This is a genomic window from Nostoc sp. DedQUE12b, assembly GCF_034530835.1.
In the GTDB taxonomy this organism is placed as follows: Bacteria; Cyanobacteriota; Cyanobacteriia; order Cyanobacteriales; family Nostocaceae; genus Nostoc.
Genome location: NZ_JAVRCI010000079.1, coordinates 1 through 22,883, shown reverse-complemented (window position 1 = coordinate 22,883; position 22,883 = coordinate 1). Strand labels below are relative to the sequence as shown.

Below are 22,883 nucleotides of genomic sequence, written 5' to 3'. Positions count from 1 at the left end.
AGCATGATGCATAGGCACGATGCACCCAATCCAAAGAAAGTTAGCCCTGAGTTTGCAGCTCGGTTGACAAATCTTGAACCTCAACAAAAAGTCCGTGTAATAGTCTTACTTCGCGTTCAAGATGATCAAAGCTTGATCAACAAGCGTCAATCGCGTAGTGAGCGCCAAGATGCAATCAAAGCCATACGCGAGTCGGCAAAACAAGCTTTAGGAAACATTAGTGGAATTATCCAAAACTTTGAGGGGCGATCGCTGACCGAACATCCTGACTTGTTGGGTTCTATTCCAGTTGAAATTACAGTCGCTGGTGTCAATGCCTTAGCTGAATCTGAGGCAGTTAAAGCTGTAATAGAAGATCAATCTATTTACCCAATACATTTAAGTAATTCTAAGAGAATTAATACACTTGAATAGCTTTTTGATTTCGTACAACAGCTTATAGTTCCTTTTTCTACAGGTTTTCAGTTTAAATTGCAGCTAGTACAGAATTCTATGGTCGCATTAATCATACTTTAGATTTGCGCTACCCTAAGTCAGGAAGCCAAGGATAAATCAGATGAGAAAATGGATTTGGCTGATGCTGTTGGTGGTGATGGCAGTTGCCGTGTTGGGTAGCAGAGGTAGCACGTTTTTTGAACAGCGTCCTTCACCGACAATTGTTGAGCGGATTCCGGTGGAAACACTCGATTCACAGCCATCAAGGGAAGTTGATATTACTCTCCAAGTGTCTACTGAGAAGCTGTTAAACCATATCCAAAAGTTGAATTTTCAGCGCTACACCACAAAAGAGCGATCGCTTACTCGCACTTATATTACAACTGAACTGAAAAAAGCTGGCTGGAAACCTAAGTTAGAAAAGTTCTCTGACGGTGTGAATATTTTTGCCGAACGTCCAGGAACTAACAAAGCCGCGAAAGCAATTCTTGTAGCAGCGCATTACGATACTGTTGCCTCTTCCCCTGGTGCCGATGATAATGCCAGTGGTGTAGCCGTAGTGCTGGAAGTCGCTCGGTTGCTCGGTTCTCGTTCTACGCCACGAACGTTACAGCTAGCTTTTTTTGACCAAGAGGAAGCAGGACTTTTGGGTAGTCAGGCTTTTGTGAGTAAGACAGCACGCTTGCAAAATTTAGGCGGAGCGATCGTTATGGATATGGTAGGTTACGCTTGTTACACTTCTGGATGTCAGAAATACCCTACCGGATTGCCTGTTACGCCACCTAGCGACAAGGGCGATTTTTTAGTGGTAGTGGGTGATACAGAGCATTTACCTTTCTTAAATGCCTTTCAAAACTCACAAAATATCTCCTCAACCGCCCTGAATAAACAGGAATCAATGCCAGCAGTCCTAACACTACCAATTCCTTTTAAAGGTTTACTGACACCAGACACCCTACGCAGCGATCATGCACCGTTTTGGTATCAGGGTGTGGGTGCTGTGCTGGTGACAGATACCGCAAATTTACGCACTCCGCACTATCATAAACCTAGCGATGTGCCAGCGACGATCGAGCGATCGTTCTTCACCGGGGCAGCACAAATTGTAGTTAATGCGACTAGTGCTTTATTAGAGAAAAACCAGATTTTGGAAACTCAACCACCAAGCTAACTTATGAATTATCTTGACCAAATAATTACTAATTCGTAATTAAAGAGGGTACAAACCCCCACTAAATATGCAAATTTAGTGGCAAACAAGACAGTGGTAGGTTAAAGCCCACACTAATTGTAACTACGAATTACGAATTACGAATTATTTTGACTAGCTTTTGGTTCAGGGAAAGTCAACGTCCAATTATTTTTATCATTGACCTGAGAATATAAACCTTGAAGAATGAGCCGCAGAGTTTTTCGAGTTCTAATAGCCTTCTTTACCAGATAAGTTCCTGGTTCAGCAAAGATATCATCAAAGTTTTGTTTATGACCAAATTGTTTTGAACAGTAACTACCAGCACCTTGGACTGTTAACACAAAAAATGGAGCTTGTTTGTATTCATTAGGAATCCTAAATATTCCATATACATGGTGACGACCACGCCACGGTTGAACACTAACCTTAGTAGCATGTACTTGGAATTTTGTAGTTTTTGATGCGATAAAAGCCTCAAAATTGCAATCAGAATCATTCACAGGCCACCACAGTGTAATAATACTCAAAGAAAGCAGAAAAATTAAAATATAGGGTAGTCTGCGACGCATAAAGCCAAGAAAAATTGTTGATGCGGCTGGGGGAATTTGATGAGTAACGATCGTGCAGCTACAGCAGTCAAACTATTCACCTGCATACACTTCTGCAAAACGTTTTAAAGAGCAAAGACAAAACATTAAGCAGTCGGTTAAATTTTGCTGTCAAAAAAAATTGCAGATTGTAGATGCGTAGTTTACCGCCGCAGGCATTGCTTTCCCTGTTCTAGTAGCTCCGTTACAGTATTAAACCTAGCTGAGAAACAATCGAGCTTTTGTGGCTGTTAACACTGATTTATGCTCAAATTTTTAGCTATGATGAATTCTACAATTCGTTTGTTATGCTTGTAATATGGCTGTGTTTGCATCAGCAAATGCTTTGAGGAGATTAAAGCATAGGCTAGCCCGCACTTCTCTACGAGACCCTGTGCCAACGGCTGCGCTCAGTACAAGTCAGTGACCATCGTAGACATCGCCATCAAGTTAAGAAAAAATTTACTTTTATTTCTAATCAATTATTAGGGTAGTCAAATACACAAATATCCGTTATATTCCCGTAAGTAACAGTTGGTATAAAAGTTTATGGGAAAAATTTTGAGAAGTCTTAAGACAGTTGCAGGTTTATTTAGCGCGTTGGCTTTGCCCGCCGTAGGCATCGCACTTACACAGCTGGGGGCAAATACTTCGGCTATTGCAGCTGACACAGTTGTTGTGCGTTTTGGTTTATTTACAGAATCCATCTCTGTTACTGAGTTGCAAAAGGCTGTAAAAACAGGAAAATTGCCTGGGAGTTTACAGTCTTTGTCTGAAGAACAACGCCGCTTCTTCTTGGGGGCGCTGGGTATGAATATACCGATGAATGTTGTCACACTTGATAAGTTAATTAATACCCAGATTGGTACAACTATTCTCAATGACTTTGCTACAGCCTTAGCCCGAAAGGACAACGCTGGGGTACAAGCATTGAGAGCAGGCTTGGTATTAGGTTCTACTGCACCGCAAGGTCTTTCTATACTGAGTTTTATTGCTGCTTATCCCAGTAAACGCTTAGAAATTGATTTGCCAAAGGCTTTCGTTGTTGCAGGGAATTTAAATACCGCTTTTTGGCGTACCCAGCAATTCATGTTAGCGATCGCTCCCCAACTCGACCCCATAACAGCACATTCGAGAACACCGCAGATTGCTTTCCCTTTTGATCCCAGCCAACCAGGAAGCGCCCAAGTAAAAATACTCAATTTAAGTCTGAACGATCAAAAGCGCGACCGCAAAATTCCAGTTGATATTTACTGGTCAACTGCTGCAACTCCCGACAAACCCGTAATTGTCTTTTCTCACGGTTTCGCGTCAGTCCGCACGGACTTGCGTTACTTAGCAGAACATTTAGCATCCCACGGTTATGTAGTAGCAGCTTTAGAACATCCCGGTAGTAATGCGGCAAATATTGATTTAGCATTACAAGGCAAAACCAGAGTCATGAAGCCTCAAGAGTTTTTAAATCGCCCTCAAGATATTAGTTTTGTCCTCGACGAATTAGCAAAACTCAACCAAACAGCTAATCATCCCCTGCAAGGGAAACTTGCAGCTACAAACGCGATGGTTGTTGGCTATTCTTTTGGTGGTGGTACAGCTTTAGCACTTGCTGGAGCCGAGTTACAACTAGAACGTCTCAAACAACGCTGTAAAAAGAACCTGACTATCTTGAGTTTGGGAGAAAATATGCAGTGCATCGCTCAAGAACTACCAGAAAATAGCTATCAACTACGAGATCCCAGAATCAAACAAGCGATCGCTCTCAATCCGACAACTTCTCTAATTTTTGGCGAAACTGGGTTAACTAAGATACAAGTTCCTACCATAGTGTTAGCAGGTTCCGCCGATAAAACTACCCCAGCTTTAACTGAACAGATTGTAGGATTTGACAAAATTCCATCCCCAAAATCACTAGCTGGTATAATCGGGGGTACTCATCTCAGTGTAAAAGACCCCAGCACCACATTAGATCAGATCGGACAACCAAATACACCCATTAGTGGCGGTGAAGTTGTCGGCGAACAAGCAGCAGATGTTCGCAAGTACGTTAAAGCTATAGCCTTGGCCTTTGCTTTCCAGATGACTCCAGAAGCTAAAAACTATGCTATCTTCCTGACACCAGATTATGCTCAGTTTGCTTCAACTGCCGCCTTTCCATTTCGTCTAATTACGCAGATTCCTCCTGATGCTATGGCAGTGGTGAAAGAATTTGTTGAGAAATAAAAGACTTCCAATTAAACAAATATAGGGCTTACGTATCATACATATTAACTATACTAATTTTGGGCTTTTTAGCTATGTCTAACACCCAGAACAATAAATATGCGACAAAATCGCGATTGCAATCAGCACCTGAAATATAATTTCACTGAATGCATATTATGGTTAATTGGTATAGTACCGTAAGTCCTAAAATATTTAATTTTGTGAGTAGCTTACTTAAGAATAATATAGGGAACGGTAGAAGTCGCCGCTTATTCTAAACTATCCCAACATTTTTATTTTTAGACAAAATAAAGCCTAAAATACTGATATTCGCTACAAATACCTGAATTTGAGATCGACCAATCGAGAATATAGTACTTTTCATCTAAGTGGATTAACTACCCCACCCACCCTATCAAGCATCCTCCCCAATCTATTTGGGAGAGTGTACTTTATTAATTTGTAATGCGCTGTCAGTAATATAAAGCTTATAAAATTAGCTCTATACTAATTCTGTGTAAACTTTTTACTTACTACAAGTATATTACCTTGATAGTAGCCCTAAAGTTGCTGTTAAATCTACACCAAATTTTCACAGTAAAAATAACTATTTACACATAAAATTTATAATGTGTTCATAAAAATAACAGAAGCTTAAGAGTATAAAAAACTAGGAGCAGATGCCGAATAATGATAATACATACGTATACTATAGAAATCGTCAATTGTTTTTGAAAAAATCTGTCAAGCAATTGTAGGGTGTGTTAGCAAAGTGTAGCACGCCCTACACGTGTTTCAATATTCAAAGATTAGTCCTGTAGATAAGATATTACAAACTAATTTCCAAATCAAATGAAAACAAGTTATTTGATACGAAATATATTTGTGTATGTATTGACGTAAATTACTTTAAGTTTAAAAAACAAAATGATAAAAAATTGTTGTCTTCTGCAAACTACAGATTAAGCAAAAATAAACAACAAAGGGCTTGTTTTATTTACTGAAATAATTAGTTTTACAAGGTGAAACTAATTTGGAATTCAAAATTAGACAATTATTCTATTTCACTCAAGCTTATGCAACTCTATACAACTCGTGAAATCGAACAACTCCAGCAACATGAAGACCTTTCTGCCTTAATTGAAATTATGGAGTGGGTGAAAAACTTTTTAGGAAGGTCTCATCCTAACTTAGGTAGACCCGGCGCAGTTTGCCCCTTTGTACCTTACTCTCTCAAATCAAATAGTATTCGTCTAGCAGTTATTCACACAAAAGATTTGTATCCAGAACAATTAGAAGAGATTGTTGGACAGTATCGAGATATATTTCTGCAAATAGCTGCTAAAGAGCAGGAATTAGCAATTAATAAAGCTTTTTTACTTATTTTTCCTGACATCCATATAGAAGATGCTTCTAAAGTAATAGATAGTGTCCAACAAAAACTTAAACCTTTGTTTGTTGAGTCAGGACTGATGATAGGAGAATTTCATAAACGTAATGAAAGTCCTGGTCTGCACAACCCAAACTTTCGTCCACTTCGTAGCCCCATCCCCTTATTAGCTATCCGGTTTATGGTTGAAGCTGACCTCCCGTTTCTTCAGAATCCGGTCGATCCACACTTACGTATTCGGTATTTAGAAGCTTATTTAAAGAATTTTGAGCATAAATTTACAGATGAAACAAAGTTTAAAAATGCTCATCAAGCATTGGCTTTAGCAAAAGAACAAATTAAACAAGAAAATTTGGTAAGTTCTTATATATAACAAATGTTTAAATTGAGTGCTAGTGATTGAACATGGCTATGGAGGATTAACAGTCTTTTCAATTCACTTCACCTTGAAATAAATGGGATACAAATTGTGAATTTACTGCTAGTTGGAATTGTTTAGTGCAGACAGCATCAAATCGTCATCAGGATGTAAACTATCGTACTACATTAGAAGCGATCGCTATTAATATCAATATTTCAAAAACTTCACTCTGATTTGTAATAATTGCAAACATTTTTGTGAAGATATTTAGGATTGCTATATTATTTGTGATATAAAAAAGCAAATAATTTGGTAAATAAAATGGCGAAAGAAATAGAGCGTAAATATTTAGTGGCAGGAGATGGCTGGAGAGGATTAGCTGAAGGTAGTGTATATCGTCAAGGATACATTGCTACAGAAGATAAAGCAACTATACGTGTACGTATAGTAGGGGAAAAAAGTTATTTGACTATTAAAGGCCCCAATATTAAATATTCGAGATTAGAGTTTGAATATCCTATTCCTGTTAAAGATGCTCAAGAAATACTTGAGACATTATGTCAACGTCCCTTTATAGAAAAAACCAGATATAAAATAGAGTCGGGTGGTTTGATTTGGGAAATAGATGAGTTTGATGGTGTTAATAAAGGACTGATATTAGCAGAAGTTGAACTCAGTGATGAAAATCAGCAATTTGAATTACCAACCTGGATTGGACAAGAAGTTTCTCATGACTCCAGATACTTCAACAGCAATTTAGTAAAATACCCATTTTCACAATGGTAATAGCTGAAATATTGGGAACATCCCAATTTTACGAAAATACCTAACTACAGCTTGCTCAGTTCAAAACCTTGCCTACTAAAGCTTGTATCTTACCAAGCAAGGATTTTAGGACTTGTGTATACATAAATCTGAGTTTAATACCTAAAATCTCAAAAGATTTACGCAGCTTTTTATTTATTAGATATTCATTTTAAATACTTCTTGACAACAGGATGCTTATTTCGTTATGTAATTGATTCCTTAAAAGTCTCATTAGGAAATACCGTATCTACGGAGGTGTAATCACTTAGTTATAAAATCAAGAAAGTATAAAAATTCTAGTATATTTTCGCCTATCAATTCAGCATTAGCCCCAATAGGATGTAGCGGAACACATATCACTCGCCAGATTAACAGGTGCGTTCTGAGCTAAATGACCATTAAGAAACCTTTGCTAATCAAGCAACCGGAAGTTGGAAAGCTCATCCGTGAACTTCGTGGCATAACTGGTCTTACCCAAGAACAGTTTACAACATCTTTAGGTATAACTTATTCGACGGTAAACCGTTGGGAGAAAGGACATGCCAAGCCTTCATCTCTAGCTATGCAAAAGATTGAGGGGATGTTAAAGGAGATGGGTGAGCTGGGACAGAAAGTCTCGGTGAAGTATTTGTCGAATTAGAAAGCAGGCAGAGAGGCAAATTAATTGAAGTTACTTTCCCCCAATTAACAGGTTATCGCTACGACATAACCACAAACAACTCAATTCTAATTTTACCGATGTTTGCAGATATGCATATTTTGCGGATTACTCAACCTTTGAGTTTGAGTTTACCGTAGCCAATATTTTCTGCATTTTTGAAGACGAGTTTAGGTTAAAAACGCTCAAAAATCCCCAAAATTCTTTTCTTAATTGAGCGCCAATATTTTTCAGTACACTTTATCTGAACTGTACAATGTTTGATTATTCTACCCCCGCTTTAGCTACATATCTTAATATCTCTTCGCCAAGAGCAGCTTGCACTAACGGCAGCAAAGTTGCGGTCATCAATACTGAAGGTGTATGGGAAGTAGAAGCTAATGGGACGAAAAAACTAATCCCAAACTCTAATTACGATGCTCGTGACATTGTAGCAATTGACGGCAAAACTTATGTCTTAGCTGTTCCAACAGGACTAGTAAAAATAAAAAGTGACGGAACTAGGCAAAAAATAGTTAGCAATACAGCTAATTCAAAGACACGGGTAAAATTTTTGCAAAATTGGATTATTTACCAGTCTGCGAATACTCTATCAATTTATGACCAAAACCTCAACTTTAAAGCCAAACAGAGCTATGGCGTAACTGAGGTAATGGATTTTGAGTATAAAAACGGGTATCTCTACACTAGTGGCTACCAGCAACAAAAAAGGTTAGGTATTCCTGTCCAGATAGCTTTTCTTTACCGGATGGTTTTCGACGGAGCGAAAATATTTGCTTTGGCAAATTTAGCAGGAAATAACCAAGGCAAGCTTTGGGGCTACAATTCTGCCGATCTTGCCCACGACATGGCAGACACAAGACTTAACCGATTACATATTTTTGAAGATAAGCTTTATATCCTCGGCTCAGTTTATGGGGGTAACTCAATCTACAGGTGGAATGGCAAAGACTTATTAACAAAGACTTTGATCACTACAGATACTTACACCAATGCTGCACAGACTCGTGACGAAACAAAGGTATATATAGGAACTGTTAATCTGACTAATTTTACTGTCGAGCGTGGACAGTTAAGTGTTCCAAGAAGGCCTACAACTGCGGGGATGGGAGACGGCGGTAGCAATTTCCCTAAAACTATTTACTCAGATGGCAGTAAAATTTTTGTGGGTTCCTCTGCTGCTTATGCGATCGCCAATAGAGATAATCAAACCTTCATGGGTAAACCTATCTCGCCTTACCGTGGAGATGCGTCTCTTTTAGTTGTCTCCAAAAACCTAATGACTCGCCACGCTTGGGTAACACCAGGAAATGGTGAAGTGCTGCTATTTACTGATAAGTTTGCAGTTATCAAAACAGATAATAAAATAAATGACTTGGCCACAAATGTAGGAACTGCCCAAAAATTACCAACAAATACTTATTTCGTTAAGTTTTAATTGAGCAACGAGATTGTAGATCATCTCGTTGCTCAATTCTTTTGTGCAGAAACTATCAGCAAGATTAATTATTAGTTTTGTTCGCGTAAACTATACGCGAACACTTTTTTGTCCAAAGTCTAATACGTAGTTTACATAACTATAATATGCATAAGTAGGTTGGCACAATTAAACCGAACTATACAAAGTTTTGTATGGGTAAAGGGAAAAGGTTAAAGGGTAAAGGTTTTTCCCTTTTACCCTTAACCTTTACCCTTCTTAATTTAGTTGTGTTTTTTAGCACCTACTTACTTAGCAGGCTTGTTAAGCTAAAAGTTTTGCCCTGTCTCATCTAACTCCTATTCGACGCAGAACTTGTTATTTTAGCTATTGAGGACAAGTATAGTTCTTGTCCTTTACTTTTTTGAAAAAGTTTTCACCACAGATCGCATTTTATTAAAGAGTAATATCAATAAATTTTAATAGCCTCTTGTTTTTTAGGGCAATCTATGCAAATCTCATAAATATGATAATACGGTAAACCAATCAACATAATGGAGTTTAGCATAAAATTAGGTGGTTTAGCCAATAAACTGGTCAAGGGGTAAGAGTGGTACTCGTAGATAAAGGCTACTGCGGTACGAGTGGAACAACAGTACCTTCTGGTACTGATTCTAATCGGCGCGCTACAACAAGCTCATAATTATATGCGCTTGATGCGTAATCTCCCCAGCTTGGCACAGGGATTTAGCCCGCATTTCTCACAAGCTTGAGGTCAAAGGTGCAGACAAACAGAGGAGCATAGGGGAGAGAACTTGTACAAGAACTCTCCTCTGCTCCCCTGCACAAGGTTTTAAGAGATGTGGTCAGAAATCCGGGTTAGGGTGAGGATATTTGATTTATGCAAGAAGTCTATTCTGCAAGCTGCTAGTAAGGCAATTTTGTTAATTCCTGACTCTGATTTACATTTAATTCTGAGTATAAAAATTAGTGATGATGCTCATGCGATCGCCTTTTTTCAACGGATTATTGCCCTCACAGGACGCAATCACATCGACAATATCCGTAATAAAAAGTTACTTAACGATGCACAACTTGGAGATTTTCTTAACAAGCAGTATTCAGGGCAAATAGTACCTGTATTTTAAAAATAGCGAAAGAATGAAGAATGACAATTTTGTTACTTTTTCTTTCCTAAATGAGGAGTTACTAAACTTAAAATTGAACGTTCGCGGAGGTGAAATTATGTTTTCTGGAAAAATTGAAAAAGAATTATTTGGTGAAGAAATTTGGTCAATTTGGCAAACAACTAAATTACCAGATCATCTACAGTTATTAGTGGATCAAGAACTGGGAAAACGCGATATCTGGGAATTGCAGTCTCAAAAACCTGACAATCAATCTATTGATCCAAATCTCTATGATGACTTTAGTCATTCAACAAATATGTAACAAAAGAGGCAGTTCTTGCGTAGGGCAGGAGGCTAGAGGAATACTACCCTACTCAAGAACTACTGTGATATCTACGGCGATAAATTAGGTGCTGAGAGTAAGGGTTTAAGTCTCCCAGCAAAGTTTGAATTTGCTGGAAGATTATAAAGTGGTGGGTTTAAATTCCCGACTGATTGCATTCTAAATTTTGACTTCTCTATTTAATTAATGCAAAATAATGCAAAATCGAATTCATGCTGCAAATCCCTTCCCAATTTCTTTTATCTAGCAAGAGAAGGAATCAATATTAATGGCACATCTGTTTGAACCATTCAAAATTCGTGAAGTTGTTTTTCGCAACCGCATCGCCGTTTCACCGATGTGTCAATATTCCAGTACAAATGGATATGCTAATGATTGGCACGTTATTCATCTAGCTTCTCGCGCAGTTGGCGGTGCAGGTATAGTGTTCACAGAAGCAGCAGCTGTGGAGCCGCGTGGGCGCATTAGCCCGCAAGATTTGGGAATTTGGTCAGATTCACATATCGAAACTTTAGCCAAGACTGTGGCATTGATCCATAACTTTGGTGCTGTTGCAGGTATTCAACTTGCTCATGCAGGTAGAAAAGCTAGCACTGCCAAACCGAGTAAGGGAGGGAAAGCACTAGATGAATCTCAGGAAGGTTGGCGTCCCTTAGTTTCGAGTAGTGCGATCGCTTTTAGCAAAGATAGCCCAGTTCCAGAAGCCCTCAGTCTTGAGGGAATTCAAGAAATTATTGACGCCTTTGCTCAAGCTGCTAAACGTTCTCTAGAAGCTGGTTTCAAGGTAGTGGAAATCCATGCTGCTCACGGTTATCTACTGCACCAATTTCTTTCGCCCCTTTCTAACCACCGTCAAGATGATTATGGTGGCAGCTTTGAAAACCGGACTCGTCTGCTCAGAGAAGTAATTCAAGCAGTCCGAGAGGTTTGGCCTCAAACACATCCACTTTGGGTACGCATCTCCGCCACTGATTGGGCAGACAATGGCTGGGACATTGAGCAAAGTATTGTTTTAAGCGACAAACTCAAGTCTTTAGGAGTTGATCTCATCGACAATTCATCAGGCGGTATCATACCGGGTGTTCATATCCCAATTAAACCTGGTTATCAGACTCAGTTTGCTGAACGCATCCGCCGCGAAGCTAATATTCATACGGGAGCCGTGGGTTTAATTACATCCCCTGAACAAGCTGACGAGATTATTCGTACAGAAGTCGCTGATATAGTGCTGTTAGGACGTGAACTACTCCGCAATCCTTACTGGCCACATCTGGCAGCTAAACAACTGGGACACGATAAACTCTGGCCTATTCAATATGATCGCGCTTGGCTGTGATGTCAACTGGGTTTAATTGAGCATCAACCACCTCAAACCCTTGCTGTTTAGCGGTAGGGGTTGTGGCTATTCGACCAAACATGGTATGATATGCATTCTGTTCATACTGCTGCTATTTTTTTGCTTTAATATTAAGCATACAAAGTTTCTGTTTTGCTAACATTAAGCTTTACTAATACTATTTCAAGGCTGATGATATGCAAGTCTACTAAAACTTCATCAAAAAAATTAGTAGAGACGTTGAAATGCAATGTCTCTAGCAATGTTTTCATTCGTGCAAATTATCTTAATTCAAGGGTAATAGCTTAAAGGAAAAAGTACTATAGACATCTTGCAAAAGTAACTTTTGCAAGATGTTGGGGAAAGGTTAAAGGTTAAAGGGTAAGGGAAAATTTCATACCTTTACCGTTTACCCCTTAGCCTTTTCCCACTAAACAATAATCGAATCCAGATTCTAAGAATTAGATTGAATCAAGCTTTGAGTTTTTATTTTTTAATAGAAAGTAAAACTTATAGACAAAAACTGAGAGCTAAAGCCCGATAAACCTTTGGGTTATTGCATTCTCTAAAAGTGAAAAAAGAGGGTTAAAGGATCTCTTGTGCGTAAGTCCTAACAACGAACGAAGGATAAAAACCTTAAACAGGGTTGCAATAATTTTAAAATAGGCAAAAACTGATGATACCAAGTAATAGAGTAAAAGCTCAAAAACCCAAGCAAAAGTTTTTTGTTGAACTTCCACCTGCACTTAAATCTGTAAATTTTTCTTGTTTCGTTATTGGACAAAGCTTATCTTTTTTTGGGTCTTGGATGACTCAAATTGCTTTGGTATGGCTAGTTTATCAACTAACTAATTCGGCTGTATTGGTTGGGGTGGCTGGATTTACAAATCAAGCTATGGGCTTAATTATTACACCCTTGGTAGGAGTATTGTTAGATCGCTGGAACTTACGATATGTTCTATTAAGTACTCAGCTAGTATCTATTCTACTATCCTCTATCTTAACCTTTTTAACTCTTAGCAATAATATCAACGTCGCATGGATTATTGCCATAGGCACGATTCAGGGAATTGTAAAAGCTTTCGATTTACCAGCACGCCAGGTCATTATTCCCAGACTTTTGGATAAAAAATCAGATACTTATAGTGCAATGGCTTCGCATTCATTCTTGATTAATACAGCGAAGTTTGTTAGCCCGATGATTGGGGGTTTACTGATTGCCAGGTCTGGTGCAGCTTCCTGTTTTTTAGTAGATAGTATCAGCTATTTACCATTTGTATCTGCAATCTTAACTATCAAAGTCAACCCAGTTATCAATAATTCCTTAGCTCAAAAACCCCAAATGTGGAAAAATCTTAAAGAAGGGTTTGTTTATGCATACGAATTTTTACCGATTAAATATTTATTGATATTACAAGTTACTATTTGTTTTATGGGAATGACTCATGTCAATCTAGTACCGATTTTTACTCAAGAAGTCCTAAAGGGTAACGCTGAAACTATGGGTTTTTTGATGACAGCATCGGCTTTTGGTTCCATAGTTTCAGGTATTTATCTCATCTCTAGAAAAAATGTTATGGGACTGGGAAAAATTATAGCAATCTCTGCTGCACTTTTAGGTTTAGGTTTAATAGTATTTTCTCGCTCAACAAATTTAGAGATTTGTCTACTACTCATGTTTATCATCGGCATGAATAATACTCTAACCTTGGCTTCAATCAGTAACTTTATGCAATCAATTCTTCTTGATGAAGATAAAAGAGGTAGAGTAACTAGTATATTTACAACTGGTTTTTTAGGAATATTGCCTTTTGGTAATTTATTTTTTGGAGCATTGGCAGGTTACTTTGGTGTTGATAATTCTTTATTATTTGGCGGTGCTTGTTGTATTTTAGGAGCATATTTCTTTAGTAGACAACTGCCCAAAATAAGAAAAATAGTGCATCCAATCTATGCAGAGTTGGGCTTAATTACCCAATCCAATAAAGGCTAAATCAGTTTGTAGGGGATGTTGTCTGGAAGCGATGTCTACGGAGGGCTACGCCTAGTTCTCTCAACTCAACCTTCCAACAACAACCGCCTTTGATACTTGATCAAAACCCACCGCGTCGCCTTTTATCCACAGTCTCAAGCAGAGAATACGACCCCGTGCGCCTGTTTCTCTGGGCTTTCACACTCTTACTAAGTTTATTGTAAAAACCTCTTGATTTTTATCACCGATTGTGAGAAAGTCTGATTTAATATCTAGAAAATACGGCAAATCGATAGGTTTACAGGATTATAGAGCTTGATTGGAAGCAAGCGGTGGTTTTAGCTGTGCTTTAATCCCGGCAACATCCGATCAGACTGATTACAACTACAAAACTATAACAGCCATGCAATGAAGGTATAGTGTCGGCATTCAGTGCTGGTATGACTGTCAGGAGAATATATCAAGTTTGGGTGATTACTTCTAATAAAATCTATCAATGTAGGTTGAGTTAAACGGCAGTAAAACCCTACATGAGCAAGGATCAAATGTAGGGTTCCCCTGTGAGAAGCCCTTTATCTACGAGGCCCTGTTCGCATTTGATTCTACGTTCTTCAACCCAACCTACAGATATTTTATTAAGTGTTTAACCAAACTTGATATCACTCCTATGCAAGTTACCTTCCAGTAAAGTAACCCCAGATATCATCCCAAATCTCGTTAGATTACCCTGTTTCTCTAGGCTAGTTGTTCTAGTTTTCAGATTCTCATGTATTCACTTATGACTAAATTTTTGGATTATTTTTTTCCAGTGGAGAACATCTCATGCAAGTAGATCCAAATTCTCATCAAGGTTCCGAGCAAGATACTCAGGCTAATAGCGAAATAGATAAACTGAAACAACCCCGTGTAGCTAGCAAACGTTTCTTTGGTAGTCACGCCAGCAGACGCTCATTTCTCGGTCGCGCTGGTTTGTTTAGTGCCGCTAGCGTTGTTACAGGAGTTTTAGGTTCAACTTTCTCCTCAAAGAACGGAGGAGGTGTTGGAGATGTTGTACAAGCCCAAGCTGTCAACAGGCGGTATAATCGACCCTTCGACTACAGGAGGTTTGTTGATAAAGCCTATCGAGTACGTGTTGAAGCAGCGACACGTGAACGAAATATTCCGATTCCGGCCCATCCGACCAACGGTGATGAGGAGCGTTATCCCAACAAAATCGGCTCTGACAGTAGGGCACTACCACATAACGAGCTAGGCGAAGTCAACCTGGAAGCTTACGACTCTTTGAGCAAAGCACTGACAACGCTAAACCCGAATGATTTTGAAAATATCATTTTGGGTGGTACCAGAAAGCTGGTCAATCCTCAAGGGCCCCTAGCAATTAGCCTAGAAGGGATCAATGCAGCACAAATAGCTGTACCGCCACCACCATCTCTAGCTAGTGCAGAACGCGCTGCTGAAGCAGTTGAACTCTACTGGCAAGCTTTACTTCGAGATGTACCTCTTTCTAAGCTGCAAAATAATACTGATAACCCAAAAGTCTTGGCAGCCGTCGAAGACCTCAACAAGCTTTCGGCGTTTCGAGGGCCAAAACAAAATGAGCGTGTCACCCCTCAAACTTTATTTCGTGGTAGTGTCAACTACGTCGGTTCCGGTTCAAGTACAAGATATGTTACTCCACCAGGGGTGCTAAATGGGCCCTATCTCTCACAATTTTTGTTGCTAACTATTCCTTGGGGAACTCAGTCTGTTTCGCCATTGATTCGTACTGCTCTTCCTGGTAATGACTTTCTACTCAATTTTCAGGAATGGTTGACTGTTCAGAATGGAGGTAGTTCCGGGAAATCCATAAAATACGACCCCAAAAACCGTTACATAGTCACAGTTCGGGATTTAGGTGAGTATGCTCATATTGGCGGCCCTACATACTTAGGAGCCTCCTTGATTCTTGGTAGCATCGGTACTCCTTTGAATCCAGGCAATCCCTACGTCAACTCGAGAACTCAAAGTGGTTCAGCTGCAACCTTTGCAGTGGGACATTTACAAGCCTTGCTTAACTTGGGTACTTCGCGTGCGATTAGAGCATCATACTGGCAGAAGTATTATGTACACCGCATTCTGCGCCCAGAAGCTTATGGGGGGCTAGTCTACAACAATATTGTCAATAAAACTCAGTATCCGATTAATTCTGAGATATTCAATTCTCAGGCTTTGGCTCAGACCTTTAGCACCTTTAGCACCTATCTATTGCCCCAAGCATATCCAGAATCATCGCCAACCCATTCCTCCTATCCAGGTGGTGCAGCTGCCATTGCTGGCGTCAATGTCACACTGTTGAAAGCATTCTTTGATGAAAACTTTGTTATCCCCTCACCAGTAGTGCCTGATCCCAATGACCCTACCAAAGTAATTTCTTACAGTGGTTCACCACTAACAGTGGGTGGAGAGTTGAATAAACTGGCAACTAATTATGCTATTGGTCGCGGTCACGGTGGTATCCATTGGCGTTCGGATGGTTCCGCTGCTTTGGCTTTAGGAGAAGAGGTTGCTATTAGTCTGCTCAGGGATGAGAGACTGGGTTATAACGAAATATTCAATGGCTTCACCTTCACTAAATTTGACGGTACAAGAGTCACCGTTTAAACCGATTGTCGGTGTTATGGGAGTGCTGAGTAAAGGTATTTTACTCAGCAATACCTTCACAAAAAAATAGGATGAAGAGATAGAGTCGATGAGAAAAGTTAGTTTGAAAACTAATTTTATTGATATCAATTACTTACATTCCTACCACAATACAAAGCTAAGAAATTAAATGCAAAGGTATAGTTCGACTAAACCGTATATATATGAAAAAATCAAACTACTATGACTATATTGCACAAATCTATGACCAAACACGCTGGCTAACAGAATCAGTTGCAGAGGAAGTCGCCGATTTTATTCTTAAACTTACTTGTGCCACGCCTGAAACCTCTTTTTTAGAACCAGGTGTTGGCACAGGTTTAAATGTTATTCCTCTTGTTAAACGAGGTTATTTGGTGACAGGAATTGATGCTTCTCAAGAAATGCTTGATCAATTCCGTCAAAAATTAAATGTCACTCCTTCTAATCTGAAACTGATTCATGGTGATGCTTCACAATTAGATTTTCTAGACAACAGCTTTGATGTTGTATTGACTGTCCACATGATCCATACTGTCTCTAATTGGAAAGTATTTTTAGACAATGTTGCTCGAGTGTTGAAATCTGGAGGCTTTTATCTCAATTGTCAGTGGATTACCCCACCAGCCAGACGAGAATTTGAAGGATTTTTTCGAGATATATTATCTAAGTATGAAGGAGCAAAGCAAAAATCGCCAAGTATTAATACAGCGATAGAAAAGATAGATATAGAAGGATATTTACAGCGAAAAGGTTATGTATCAAATTATTTTGTTGCAAAGGAATGGATAGTTAGCAATACGGTTGAAGAGCTATTAAGTTTTTTCAAAGCACGAGCATATGGTTTATGTTGGCGAGTATCAGATGAGATATTTAATCAAGTAATAAATGAATTTGAAGAATTTTGTATCAATCATTATGGCTCTTTAAAAACTAATCTCTACTCTGAAGCTAAGTTTGAAATATGGGTTTACAAAGCAATTTAAAACCTTACATTAATTATGTATATTTCAAGACGCAGCGTTCAGCAAAAGTACTGCCATTTCCGGCTCAGATGTCTATAGGGCGGGTTTTACGGCACAACAATCAAGTCCAGATTTTGTCAGTATGTGGGCAGGACAGGGAGCAGGATTAGCCTCGGCTCTACCAGCAGGAGAGCTAATCCAAAAAATGATACAAGAATTTCTTGCCGTGACTGCTTCTTTACAAGTCAAATAATTCTCACAAAATGCAGAGTGAACTCACAAATGATTGATGTACTGAGTGCGACTGCGATCGCAAATTAGTAATCAGAGAATGAGGCGATCGGCAATAATCTGCTGCTACCCCTGTATAATTCACCACCCGGCGGAATAAATTCGACAAGTTTCGCGCTAGCGTCTCCAAAGGAGAAGGCTTAAGCTTCTCTTCTCTACGAGAGGCTGCGCCAACGAGACGCTTCTCCTGTCGGAGACGCTTCGCGAACGCCAACGCGAACGCTTATCGCAATCTTTTTCTCAGCCACCAAACCATAAAACCAACAATGATTCCAATTATCAGACTGTAACTGAAAGGGTATTTGCAAAATGAGTGGCCTTGCTTAAAAATATTTTCACACTCTTTTGCAGAGTCTTTTAGCAGAGATACGGTTGCTATTCCAGCACCAGCGACAGCTACAAGCTCTTGGAAGTTACGCTCTCGTTCAGATTTTTCGACTTCTATGCGACTGCGAGTAGCGTTAATTGTATCTTCTAGAAGTTGCAAGCCAAGCTGCATATTTTCGATATCTTTGGTAATTTGTGGTAAATATTTTTTGTTGGCTAGTTCGCTAAATTTTTCTAAAAAATCTAACTGGTTATTTTGACCTGCTTTTTCTTTAATCAAAGCCAAGCGAAGTTGATAATTAGATAAGTTAATTTCAATAATTTGTTTTTGAAAAGTGAGGTTGAGTAAGTCAATTGTGTATTGCTGGAGAATGCGATCAATATTATTTAAAATTTGGCGAGAAGTGGGAATTTTTTGGTTTTCCTGCCAATAGTTACTTTGGTTGGTAATTTTTCTATTTTCTTCTATTTTTTTATAATGATTAAGCAGAGAATCTTTGACTAAACGACTTTGCCAATAAGCCCACGAAATCTTGCTGCGATAACAAAATAAACCCATCCAATCTTTATAAAATTCCGCAGCTTTTTCTGCGCTCTCTCGATTATTATAAATAGCAATAATCACATGATCTTCAGTACTATTTAGAGGAGTATTTACGTTTTTTAGGCTCTGATTTATATTTCCTGATCGCCCTACTTCAAAAACTTTCCCATCTAAAAAAGTACCTTTGTCTGGTTGCCAAGAAGCATCTTTAAATAAAGCATAATAGCAATCTTTGGCAATATCCTCATGGGTGTGAGATGAGTTTTCTGGTAGCCAACCAGAAAGAAACCAGGTTTTTCCAATTATTGCCAGTTCTTTATTTAGTTTTTGTTCTATTTCAGTTTTTAAGATTGCAAAAGACTTGGCTGGTTGAGTTTCGATTTGATTATTAATAGAACAATCAATTTGCAACCCATAAGTGTCATTTAATCTAACAGGATAATAGTATCCTTCTAAAGTTTTATTGTGGGAAACAAAGTTAATTTGAGGAGGATGAGTAATCTCTAAATACTCGGTTTCAATGTCAGGATCGTAAAATTTAGTATTAGAGGGTAATTGTTCTAAAAAAGCTGCTTGGTTTTTTTGTATTTCTGCATCAGTTGTGTTTAAAGAAGTTTTTAAAACATATAAAAACAAATCGAGTGTCGGATAGATTAAATCGCTCATCACAAGGGCAAAACTAATTTGATTGATTGGATTGAGATAAAAATTGTTTCCATTTTTCTAAAAATTTGACTTGTTTCACTGTTTCTTCTGGTTGAGGAGAACTGCCAACAATGACTACAACGTTATTCAGTTGGCTTTCGTAACCTGTAGCTTCATATTTTGGTTTAAAGCCTCTAGTTATTGGATAATTTTCAAGAGTATTGAACCTACTAATTTCTGCTTCAGTCGGGAGTAAATCATGAGGAATTTCTTCTAAATTATCTAATTGAGATTTATAGAATTGATAAGACTGATTTAACTCAGGATTAGGGGTAATTATTTCTAATAAACGTCCTTTAATATAGTCTTGCCAAGCTTTGGGTTGGGTGTCTAACTGTTTGGCAACTTCTTTTAAATTCTGTTTTTCTTGTTCTCCAAGGGCGGTTTTTAAGTCTTGAAACGCCAAGAGAAAAGCGATGATAGTATTGTCAGCCTTTGTATTCATAGGTTTTTATACCAAACTCATTACGACTAGTATAAACGTAATTTCAGTGAGATAATTACACCATGTATTTCATGTTCAGTTTTAATTTTCTATCTCTAAAAAGAATAATTTATTAAATAAAATGTTTTTTATTATACCTTTTACTATGTAAATCAATCTAGTTTATTTCACTGGATTCTAGTGATTTTTCATACAACCTAAACGAATGCTGTAGACAGATTTTGCCTACAGTTTAACCAAAAAGTTATCAGAGTCAGTCAGGTAAGAAAAATGGCATCGGAATGGGCGGCTCTTGTTATTGGAATTAATTATTACCCAGAGTACACCACTCTAAAGCCGCTAACAGCAGCAGCAGAGGATGCTGAGAAAATTGCCCAACAATTAGAACAATACGGTTATAGACCTTTTCGCGCTCAGTGTTTACCTATAACTTTAAACCAGAAGGGAGAAAGTAGAATTGACCGCCAAGGCGCGGTAAAGATGCAAGAATTGAGAGAAGCGATCGCTAATCTTTTCAATCCTCCCGATCCTAACCCCACACCAGAAACAGCGTTATTCTTCTTTTCAGGACATGGGTGGTGCAAAACTGTAGCAGGCAAAGAAGAAGTATTTTTAGCTACTAGTGATGTTTTACCTGAAGCAGGAATCTATGGTATACCTTTAAGTTGGTTGGGTGAGCAGTTGCAAAGAAGTCAGGCTAAACGAGTCGTTGTTTGGCTAGATTGCTGCTATAGCGGTGAATTGTTAAAATTTATTCCTACAGATAAAGACTACTGTTTTATTACTGCAACCCGTTCCTACGAAACTGGAGTCGAAATTCCTCACGCGCAGGGGTTGTTGACGCAGGCGTTACTTGCAGGATTGAACCCGGAAAATGACGCAGATGGGATCATTAATAGCCACAAATTGGCAGATTTCATTATCAGCCAAATGCCGAATACAGTCCAGCGTCCGTTAATTGCCAATTCTGCACGGGCAATTCTGCTGACAACTAAGTTTTCGCAAAAAAGCTTTCAGGATAAGTGTCCTTATCGTTCCCTGTCGTATTTTACCGAGACAAAGGAAGATGCTGAGGTTTTTTATGGGCGGAGTGCGCTAACTGGGCAGTTGATTAAACAGGTAAGAGATAAGCATCGCCTCATTGCTGTGTTAGGTGCTTCTGGTAGTGGGAAATCATCTTTGTTACGGGCTGGGTTACTTTACCAACTTAAGCTAGGACAAGAGATTCCAGGGAGCGATCGCTGGACTTATATTACACCGTTTACGCCGAAAGAATCTCCTGTTAACAGTTTACAGGAGGCTTTTGCAGTTTCTTTGCAAAGCTATGGTGTACAGACAAGTGAAATTACCCCCCTTAATCCCCCCTTGGAAAGGGGGGAAACCGGAAAATCTAACTCCCTTAATCCCTCCTTAAAAAGGGGGGAAACTGGAAAATCTAACTCCCTCCCCTTTACAAGCGATGCCCTGAGCTTGTCGAAGGGGGGAGGGTTGGGGAGGGGTAATTTTACCCATGTCATCGGCGAGGAGTTAAAAGCATTAAACACACCAGTCATCTTGATTATCGACCAGTTTGAAGAATGCTTTACTATGTGCGATGACAGCCAGCGCCAAGAATTCTTTGACTGTTTGCGGGAATTAATTGACTGTACAAATAACCTTTATATTTTCATTGGGATGCGATCGGATTTTCGGGGGAGATGGCGAGAATATCCCAAATTTGCGGGCAGAATCAATAAACCTTACATCAACGTCGAACACTTAAGCCGTGAGGAAATTGAAGAAGCGATTACTAAACCGGCTGATTGGGTTGGATTAGGCATAGAGGGAAGGTTAAAACAGCAACTAATTAACGATGTTGAGGATTACCCCGGAAGTTTGCCTTTGCTGCAATATACGTTGACAGAATTGTGGCGTGAGTCGAGAAATCAAGACGATGAGGTTCTCAACTTGAAAACTTATGAGGATTTAGGCGGGGTTGAAGGAACGCTACAAAAACGTGCTGATGCAGTTTATGAAAGTCTTTCAGCAACAGAAAAAACTGTGGCGCGGCGGATTTTTCTGGAATTAACGCAAATGGGAGAAACCACAGATGTACGGCGGCGCGTGCGTTTACGCGAGTTGGTTAATTCTCATCATTCTTTGGAACTTTTGCAACAGGTGAGCGAGAAGTTAGCCGATAAAGATGCACGATTAATTACAAAGAGGGATGAGCAAGATTCCCAGGATGTCATTTTAGATGTTGTCCACGAGGCCCTTATCCGCCACTGGCAAATGTTGCGGGAGTGGAAAGAGGAATATAAGTTGGGAATAGCCATTGAGCGACAGATTGAAGGGGAAGCCCAAGAATGGGAGAGGAATGAGAAAAAGCCAGGGTTTCTTAGAAAGGATGATAGATTGGCAGTAGCAGAGGTATATTTAGCTAGATTTGGCGATTGGCAAATGCTGAATGGGTTAGCCCAGGAGTACATTCAGGAGAGTCAAGAACTGCGGAATCGCCTTGAGCGAGAAGAAAAAGAACGCCAACAGGAAAAGCTGGATGCAGCACGGCGGCAAAATCGAGTTGTCACTATGTTTAGTTTGGGGTTAGGTGTGGTAGCTATTCTTGCGGGTTATCAATGGTATAACGCCCAAAACAAAGCTAAGGAAGCAACACAACAAAGCGCTATTGCTCTGGCTCAAAGTTCTGAAGCTTCGCTAGTGACTAACAGGCAAATTGAGGCTTTAATTGCAGCTACACAGTCAGGTAGACAAATTTCAGGTAAACCAATTAAAAATATCAATTTAGAACAAACGGCTAACCAGCAAGCTGTAGTAGCACTCAAGCGAGCAATTTACAATTTGCAAGAGCAGAATCGCTTGGAAGGGCATAGCAATGATGTCTTTAGCGTAGCATTCAGCCCCGATGGCAAGACCATCGCTTCTGCTAGTGCTGACAATACCGTGAAACTCTGGAATGCGGCTACAGGGAAGGAAATCATCACCCTCAATGGGCATAGTGATACGGTCTTTAGCGTAGCATTCAGCCCCGATGGCAAGACCATCGCTTCTGCTAGTACTGACAATACCGTGAAACTATGGAATGCGGCTACAGGGAAGGAAATCATCACCCTCAACGGGC

Annotated in this window: 18 protein-coding genes; 14 read left to right on the top strand and 4 right to left on the bottom strand. The window is 39.2% G+C overall.

All coding sequences use genetic code 11. The annotated features are described in order from the left end of the window. Positions 1-3 precede the first annotated feature (3 nt). Positions 4-414: a hypothetical protein gene (locus tag RMY16_RS27035; protein WP_322738952.1), complete on the top strand. Its 411-nt coding sequence runs from the start codon at positions 4-6 to the stop codon at positions 412-414. Positions 415-556: 142 nt separating this feature from the next. Next, a complete protein-coding gene (locus RMY16_RS27030; protein WP_322738951.1) occupies positions 557-1,606 on the top strand; it encodes a M28 family peptidase in 1,050 nt (349 codons plus the stop codon). Between the two features lie 137 nt (positions 1,607-1,743). Here the strand turns inward: RMY16_RS27030 and RMY16_RS27025 are convergent, their stop codons facing one another. Continuing rightward, a complete protein-coding gene (locus RMY16_RS27025) occupies positions 1,744-2,196 on the bottom strand; it encodes a hypothetical protein (RefSeq protein ID WP_322669045.1) in 453 nt (150 codons plus the stop codon). A gap of 567 nt (positions 2,197-2,763) precedes the next feature. Between RMY16_RS27025 and RMY16_RS27020 the strand changes: the two genes are divergently transcribed. The 11 genes from RMY16_RS27020 (at position 2,764) to RMY16_RS26970 (ending at position 17,474) form a co-directional block, all read left to right on the top strand. Beyond that, positions 2,764-4,434 (top strand): alpha/beta hydrolase, encoded by a 1,671-nt coding sequence (locus tag RMY16_RS27020; protein WP_322738950.1) that lies wholly within the window; start codon positions 2,764-2,766, stop codon positions 4,432-4,434. A 1,058-nt stretch (positions 4,435-5,492) separates the two neighbouring features. Then, the gene (locus RMY16_RS27015) at positions 5,493-6,179 is read left to right on the top strand and encodes a DUF6875 domain-containing protein (RefSeq protein ID WP_322738949.1); all 687 of its coding nucleotides are present in this window, start codon (positions 5,493-5,495) and stop codon (positions 6,177-6,179) included. A gap of 309 nt (positions 6,180-6,488) precedes the next feature. After that, positions 6,489-6,953 carry a CYTH domain-containing protein gene (locus tag RMY16_RS27010; RefSeq protein ID WP_322738948.1) on the top strand — a complete coding sequence of 155 codons (465 nt, stop codon included), beginning with the start codon at positions 6,489-6,491 and terminating at the stop codon, positions 6,951-6,953. A gap of 412 nt (positions 6,954-7,365) precedes the next feature. Beyond that, positions 7,366-7,614 (top strand): helix-turn-helix transcriptional regulator, encoded by a 249-nt coding sequence (locus RMY16_RS27005; RefSeq protein WP_322738947.1) that lies wholly within the window; start codon positions 7,366-7,368, stop codon positions 7,612-7,614. 274 nt (positions 7,615-7,888) lie between these two features. Further along, entirely contained in the window at positions 7,889-9,070 is a 1,182-nt protein-coding gene (locus RMY16_RS27000) for a hypothetical protein (RefSeq protein WP_322738946.1), read from the top strand. A gap of 839 nt (positions 9,071-9,909) precedes the next feature. Then, positions 9,910-10,197, top strand: coding sequence for a hypothetical protein (locus RMY16_RS26995; RefSeq protein WP_322738945.1), 288 nt, complete (start codon positions 9,910-9,912; stop codon positions 10,195-10,197). Between the two features lie 97 nt (positions 10,198-10,294). Further along, the gene (locus RMY16_RS26990) at positions 10,295-10,501 is read left to right on the top strand and encodes a hypothetical protein (protein WP_322738944.1); all 207 of its coding nucleotides are present in this window, start codon (positions 10,295-10,297) and stop codon (positions 10,499-10,501) included. Positions 10,502-10,790: 289 nt separating this feature from the next. Next, positions 10,791-11,858, top strand: a complete 1,068-nt coding sequence (namA, locus tag RMY16_RS26985) for an NADPH dehydrogenase NamA (RefSeq protein WP_322738943.1) — start codon at positions 10,791-10,793, stop codon at positions 11,856-11,858. A gap of 676 nt (positions 11,859-12,534) precedes the next feature. After that, positions 12,535-13,851, top strand: coding sequence for an MFS transporter (locus RMY16_RS26980; protein ID WP_322738942.1), 1,317 nt, complete (start codon positions 12,535-12,537; stop codon positions 13,849-13,851). Between the two features lie 801 nt (positions 13,852-14,652). Continuing rightward, the gene (locus RMY16_RS26975; protein WP_322738941.1) at positions 14,653-16,470 is read left to right on the top strand and encodes a vanadium-dependent haloperoxidase; all 1,818 of its coding nucleotides are present in this window, start codon (positions 14,653-14,655) and stop codon (positions 16,468-16,470) included. A gap of 203 nt (positions 16,471-16,673) precedes the next feature. Continuing rightward, positions 16,674-17,474 (top strand): class I SAM-dependent methyltransferase, encoded by an 801-nt coding sequence (locus tag RMY16_RS26970; RefSeq protein WP_322738940.1) that lies wholly within the window; start codon positions 16,674-16,676, stop codon positions 17,472-17,474. A gap of 235 nt (positions 17,475-17,709) precedes the next feature. On the opposite strand, the gene RMY16_RS26965 is transcribed toward RMY16_RS26970, so the two are convergent. The 3 genes from RMY16_RS26965 to RMY16_RS26955 are packed head-to-tail and all read right to left on the bottom strand — an operon-like array spanning position 17,710 to position 19,765. Then, positions 17,710-17,958 (bottom strand): hypothetical protein, encoded by a 249-nt coding sequence (locus tag RMY16_RS26965; RefSeq protein ID WP_322738939.1) that lies wholly within the window; start codon positions 17,956-17,958, stop codon positions 17,710-17,712. A gap of 9 nt (positions 17,959-17,967) precedes the next feature. Beyond that, complete coding sequence (locus RMY16_RS26960; RefSeq protein WP_322738938.1) at positions 17,968-19,281, bottom strand: hypothetical protein; 1,314 nt, start codon at positions 19,279-19,281, stop codon at positions 17,968-17,970. 13 nt (positions 19,282-19,294) lie between these two features. Then, the gene (locus RMY16_RS26955; protein WP_322738937.1) at positions 19,295-19,765 is read right to left on the bottom strand and encodes a hypothetical protein; all 471 of its coding nucleotides are present in this window, start codon (positions 19,763-19,765) and stop codon (positions 19,295-19,297) included. 270 nt (positions 19,766-20,035) lie between these two features. Between RMY16_RS26955 and RMY16_RS26950 the strand changes: the two genes are divergently transcribed. After that, positions 20,036-22,883 (top strand): caspase family protein (locus RMY16_RS26950; RefSeq protein WP_322738936.1); only part of this gene is annotated, 2,848 nt, incomplete at its 3' end.

Bases quoted from the DNA above. Each gene is read 5' to 3' on its own strand.
- RMY16_RS27035 (WP_322738952.1), top strand. From the start codon at position 4: ATGATGCATAGGCACGATGCACCCAATCCAAAGAAAGTTAGCCCTGAG.
- RMY16_RS27030 (WP_322738951.1), top strand. From the start codon at position 557: ATGAGAAAATGGATTTGGCTGATGCTGTTGGTGGTGATGGCAGTTGCC.
- RMY16_RS27025 (WP_322669045.1), bottom strand. From the start codon at position 2,196: ATGCGTCGCAGACTACCCTATATTTTAATTTTTCTGCTTTCTTTGAGT.
- RMY16_RS27020 (WP_322738950.1), top strand. From the start codon at position 2,764: ATGGGAAAAATTTTGAGAAGTCTTAAGACAGTTGCAGGTTTATTTAGC.
- RMY16_RS27015 (WP_322738949.1), top strand. From the start codon at position 5,493: ATGCAACTCTATACAACTCGTGAAATCGAACAACTCCAGCAACATGAA.
- RMY16_RS27010 (WP_322738948.1), top strand. From the start codon at position 6,489: ATGGCGAAAGAAATAGAGCGTAAATATTTAGTGGCAGGAGATGGCTGG.
- RMY16_RS27005 (WP_322738947.1), top strand. From the start codon at position 7,366: ATGACCATTAAGAAACCTTTGCTAATCAAGCAACCGGAAGTTGGAAAG.
- RMY16_RS27000 (WP_322738946.1), top strand. From the start codon at position 7,889: ATGTTTGATTATTCTACCCCCGCTTTAGCTACATATCTTAATATCTCT.
- RMY16_RS26995 (WP_322738945.1), top strand. From the start codon at position 9,910: ATGTGGTCAGAAATCCGGGTTAGGGTGAGGATATTTGATTTATGCAAG.
- RMY16_RS26990 (WP_322738944.1), top strand. From the start codon at position 10,295: ATGTTTTCTGGAAAAATTGAAAAAGAATTATTTGGTGAAGAAATTTGG.
- namA (WP_322738943.1), top strand. From the start codon at position 10,791: ATGGCACATCTGTTTGAACCATTCAAAATTCGTGAAGTTGTTTTTCGC.
- RMY16_RS26980 (WP_322738942.1), top strand. From the start codon at position 12,535: ATGATACCAAGTAATAGAGTAAAAGCTCAAAAACCCAAGCAAAAGTTT.
- RMY16_RS26975 (WP_322738941.1), top strand. From the start codon at position 14,653: ATGCAAGTAGATCCAAATTCTCATCAAGGTTCCGAGCAAGATACTCAG.
- RMY16_RS26970 (WP_322738940.1), top strand. From the start codon at position 16,674: ATGAAAAAATCAAACTACTATGACTATATTGCACAAATCTATGACCAA.
- RMY16_RS26960 (WP_322738938.1), bottom strand. From the start codon at position 19,281: ATGAGCGATTTAATCTATCCGACACTCGATTTGTTTTTATATGTTTTA.
- RMY16_RS26955 (WP_322738937.1), bottom strand. From the start codon at position 19,765: ATGAATACAAAGGCTGACAATACTATCATCGCTTTTCTCTTGGCGTTT.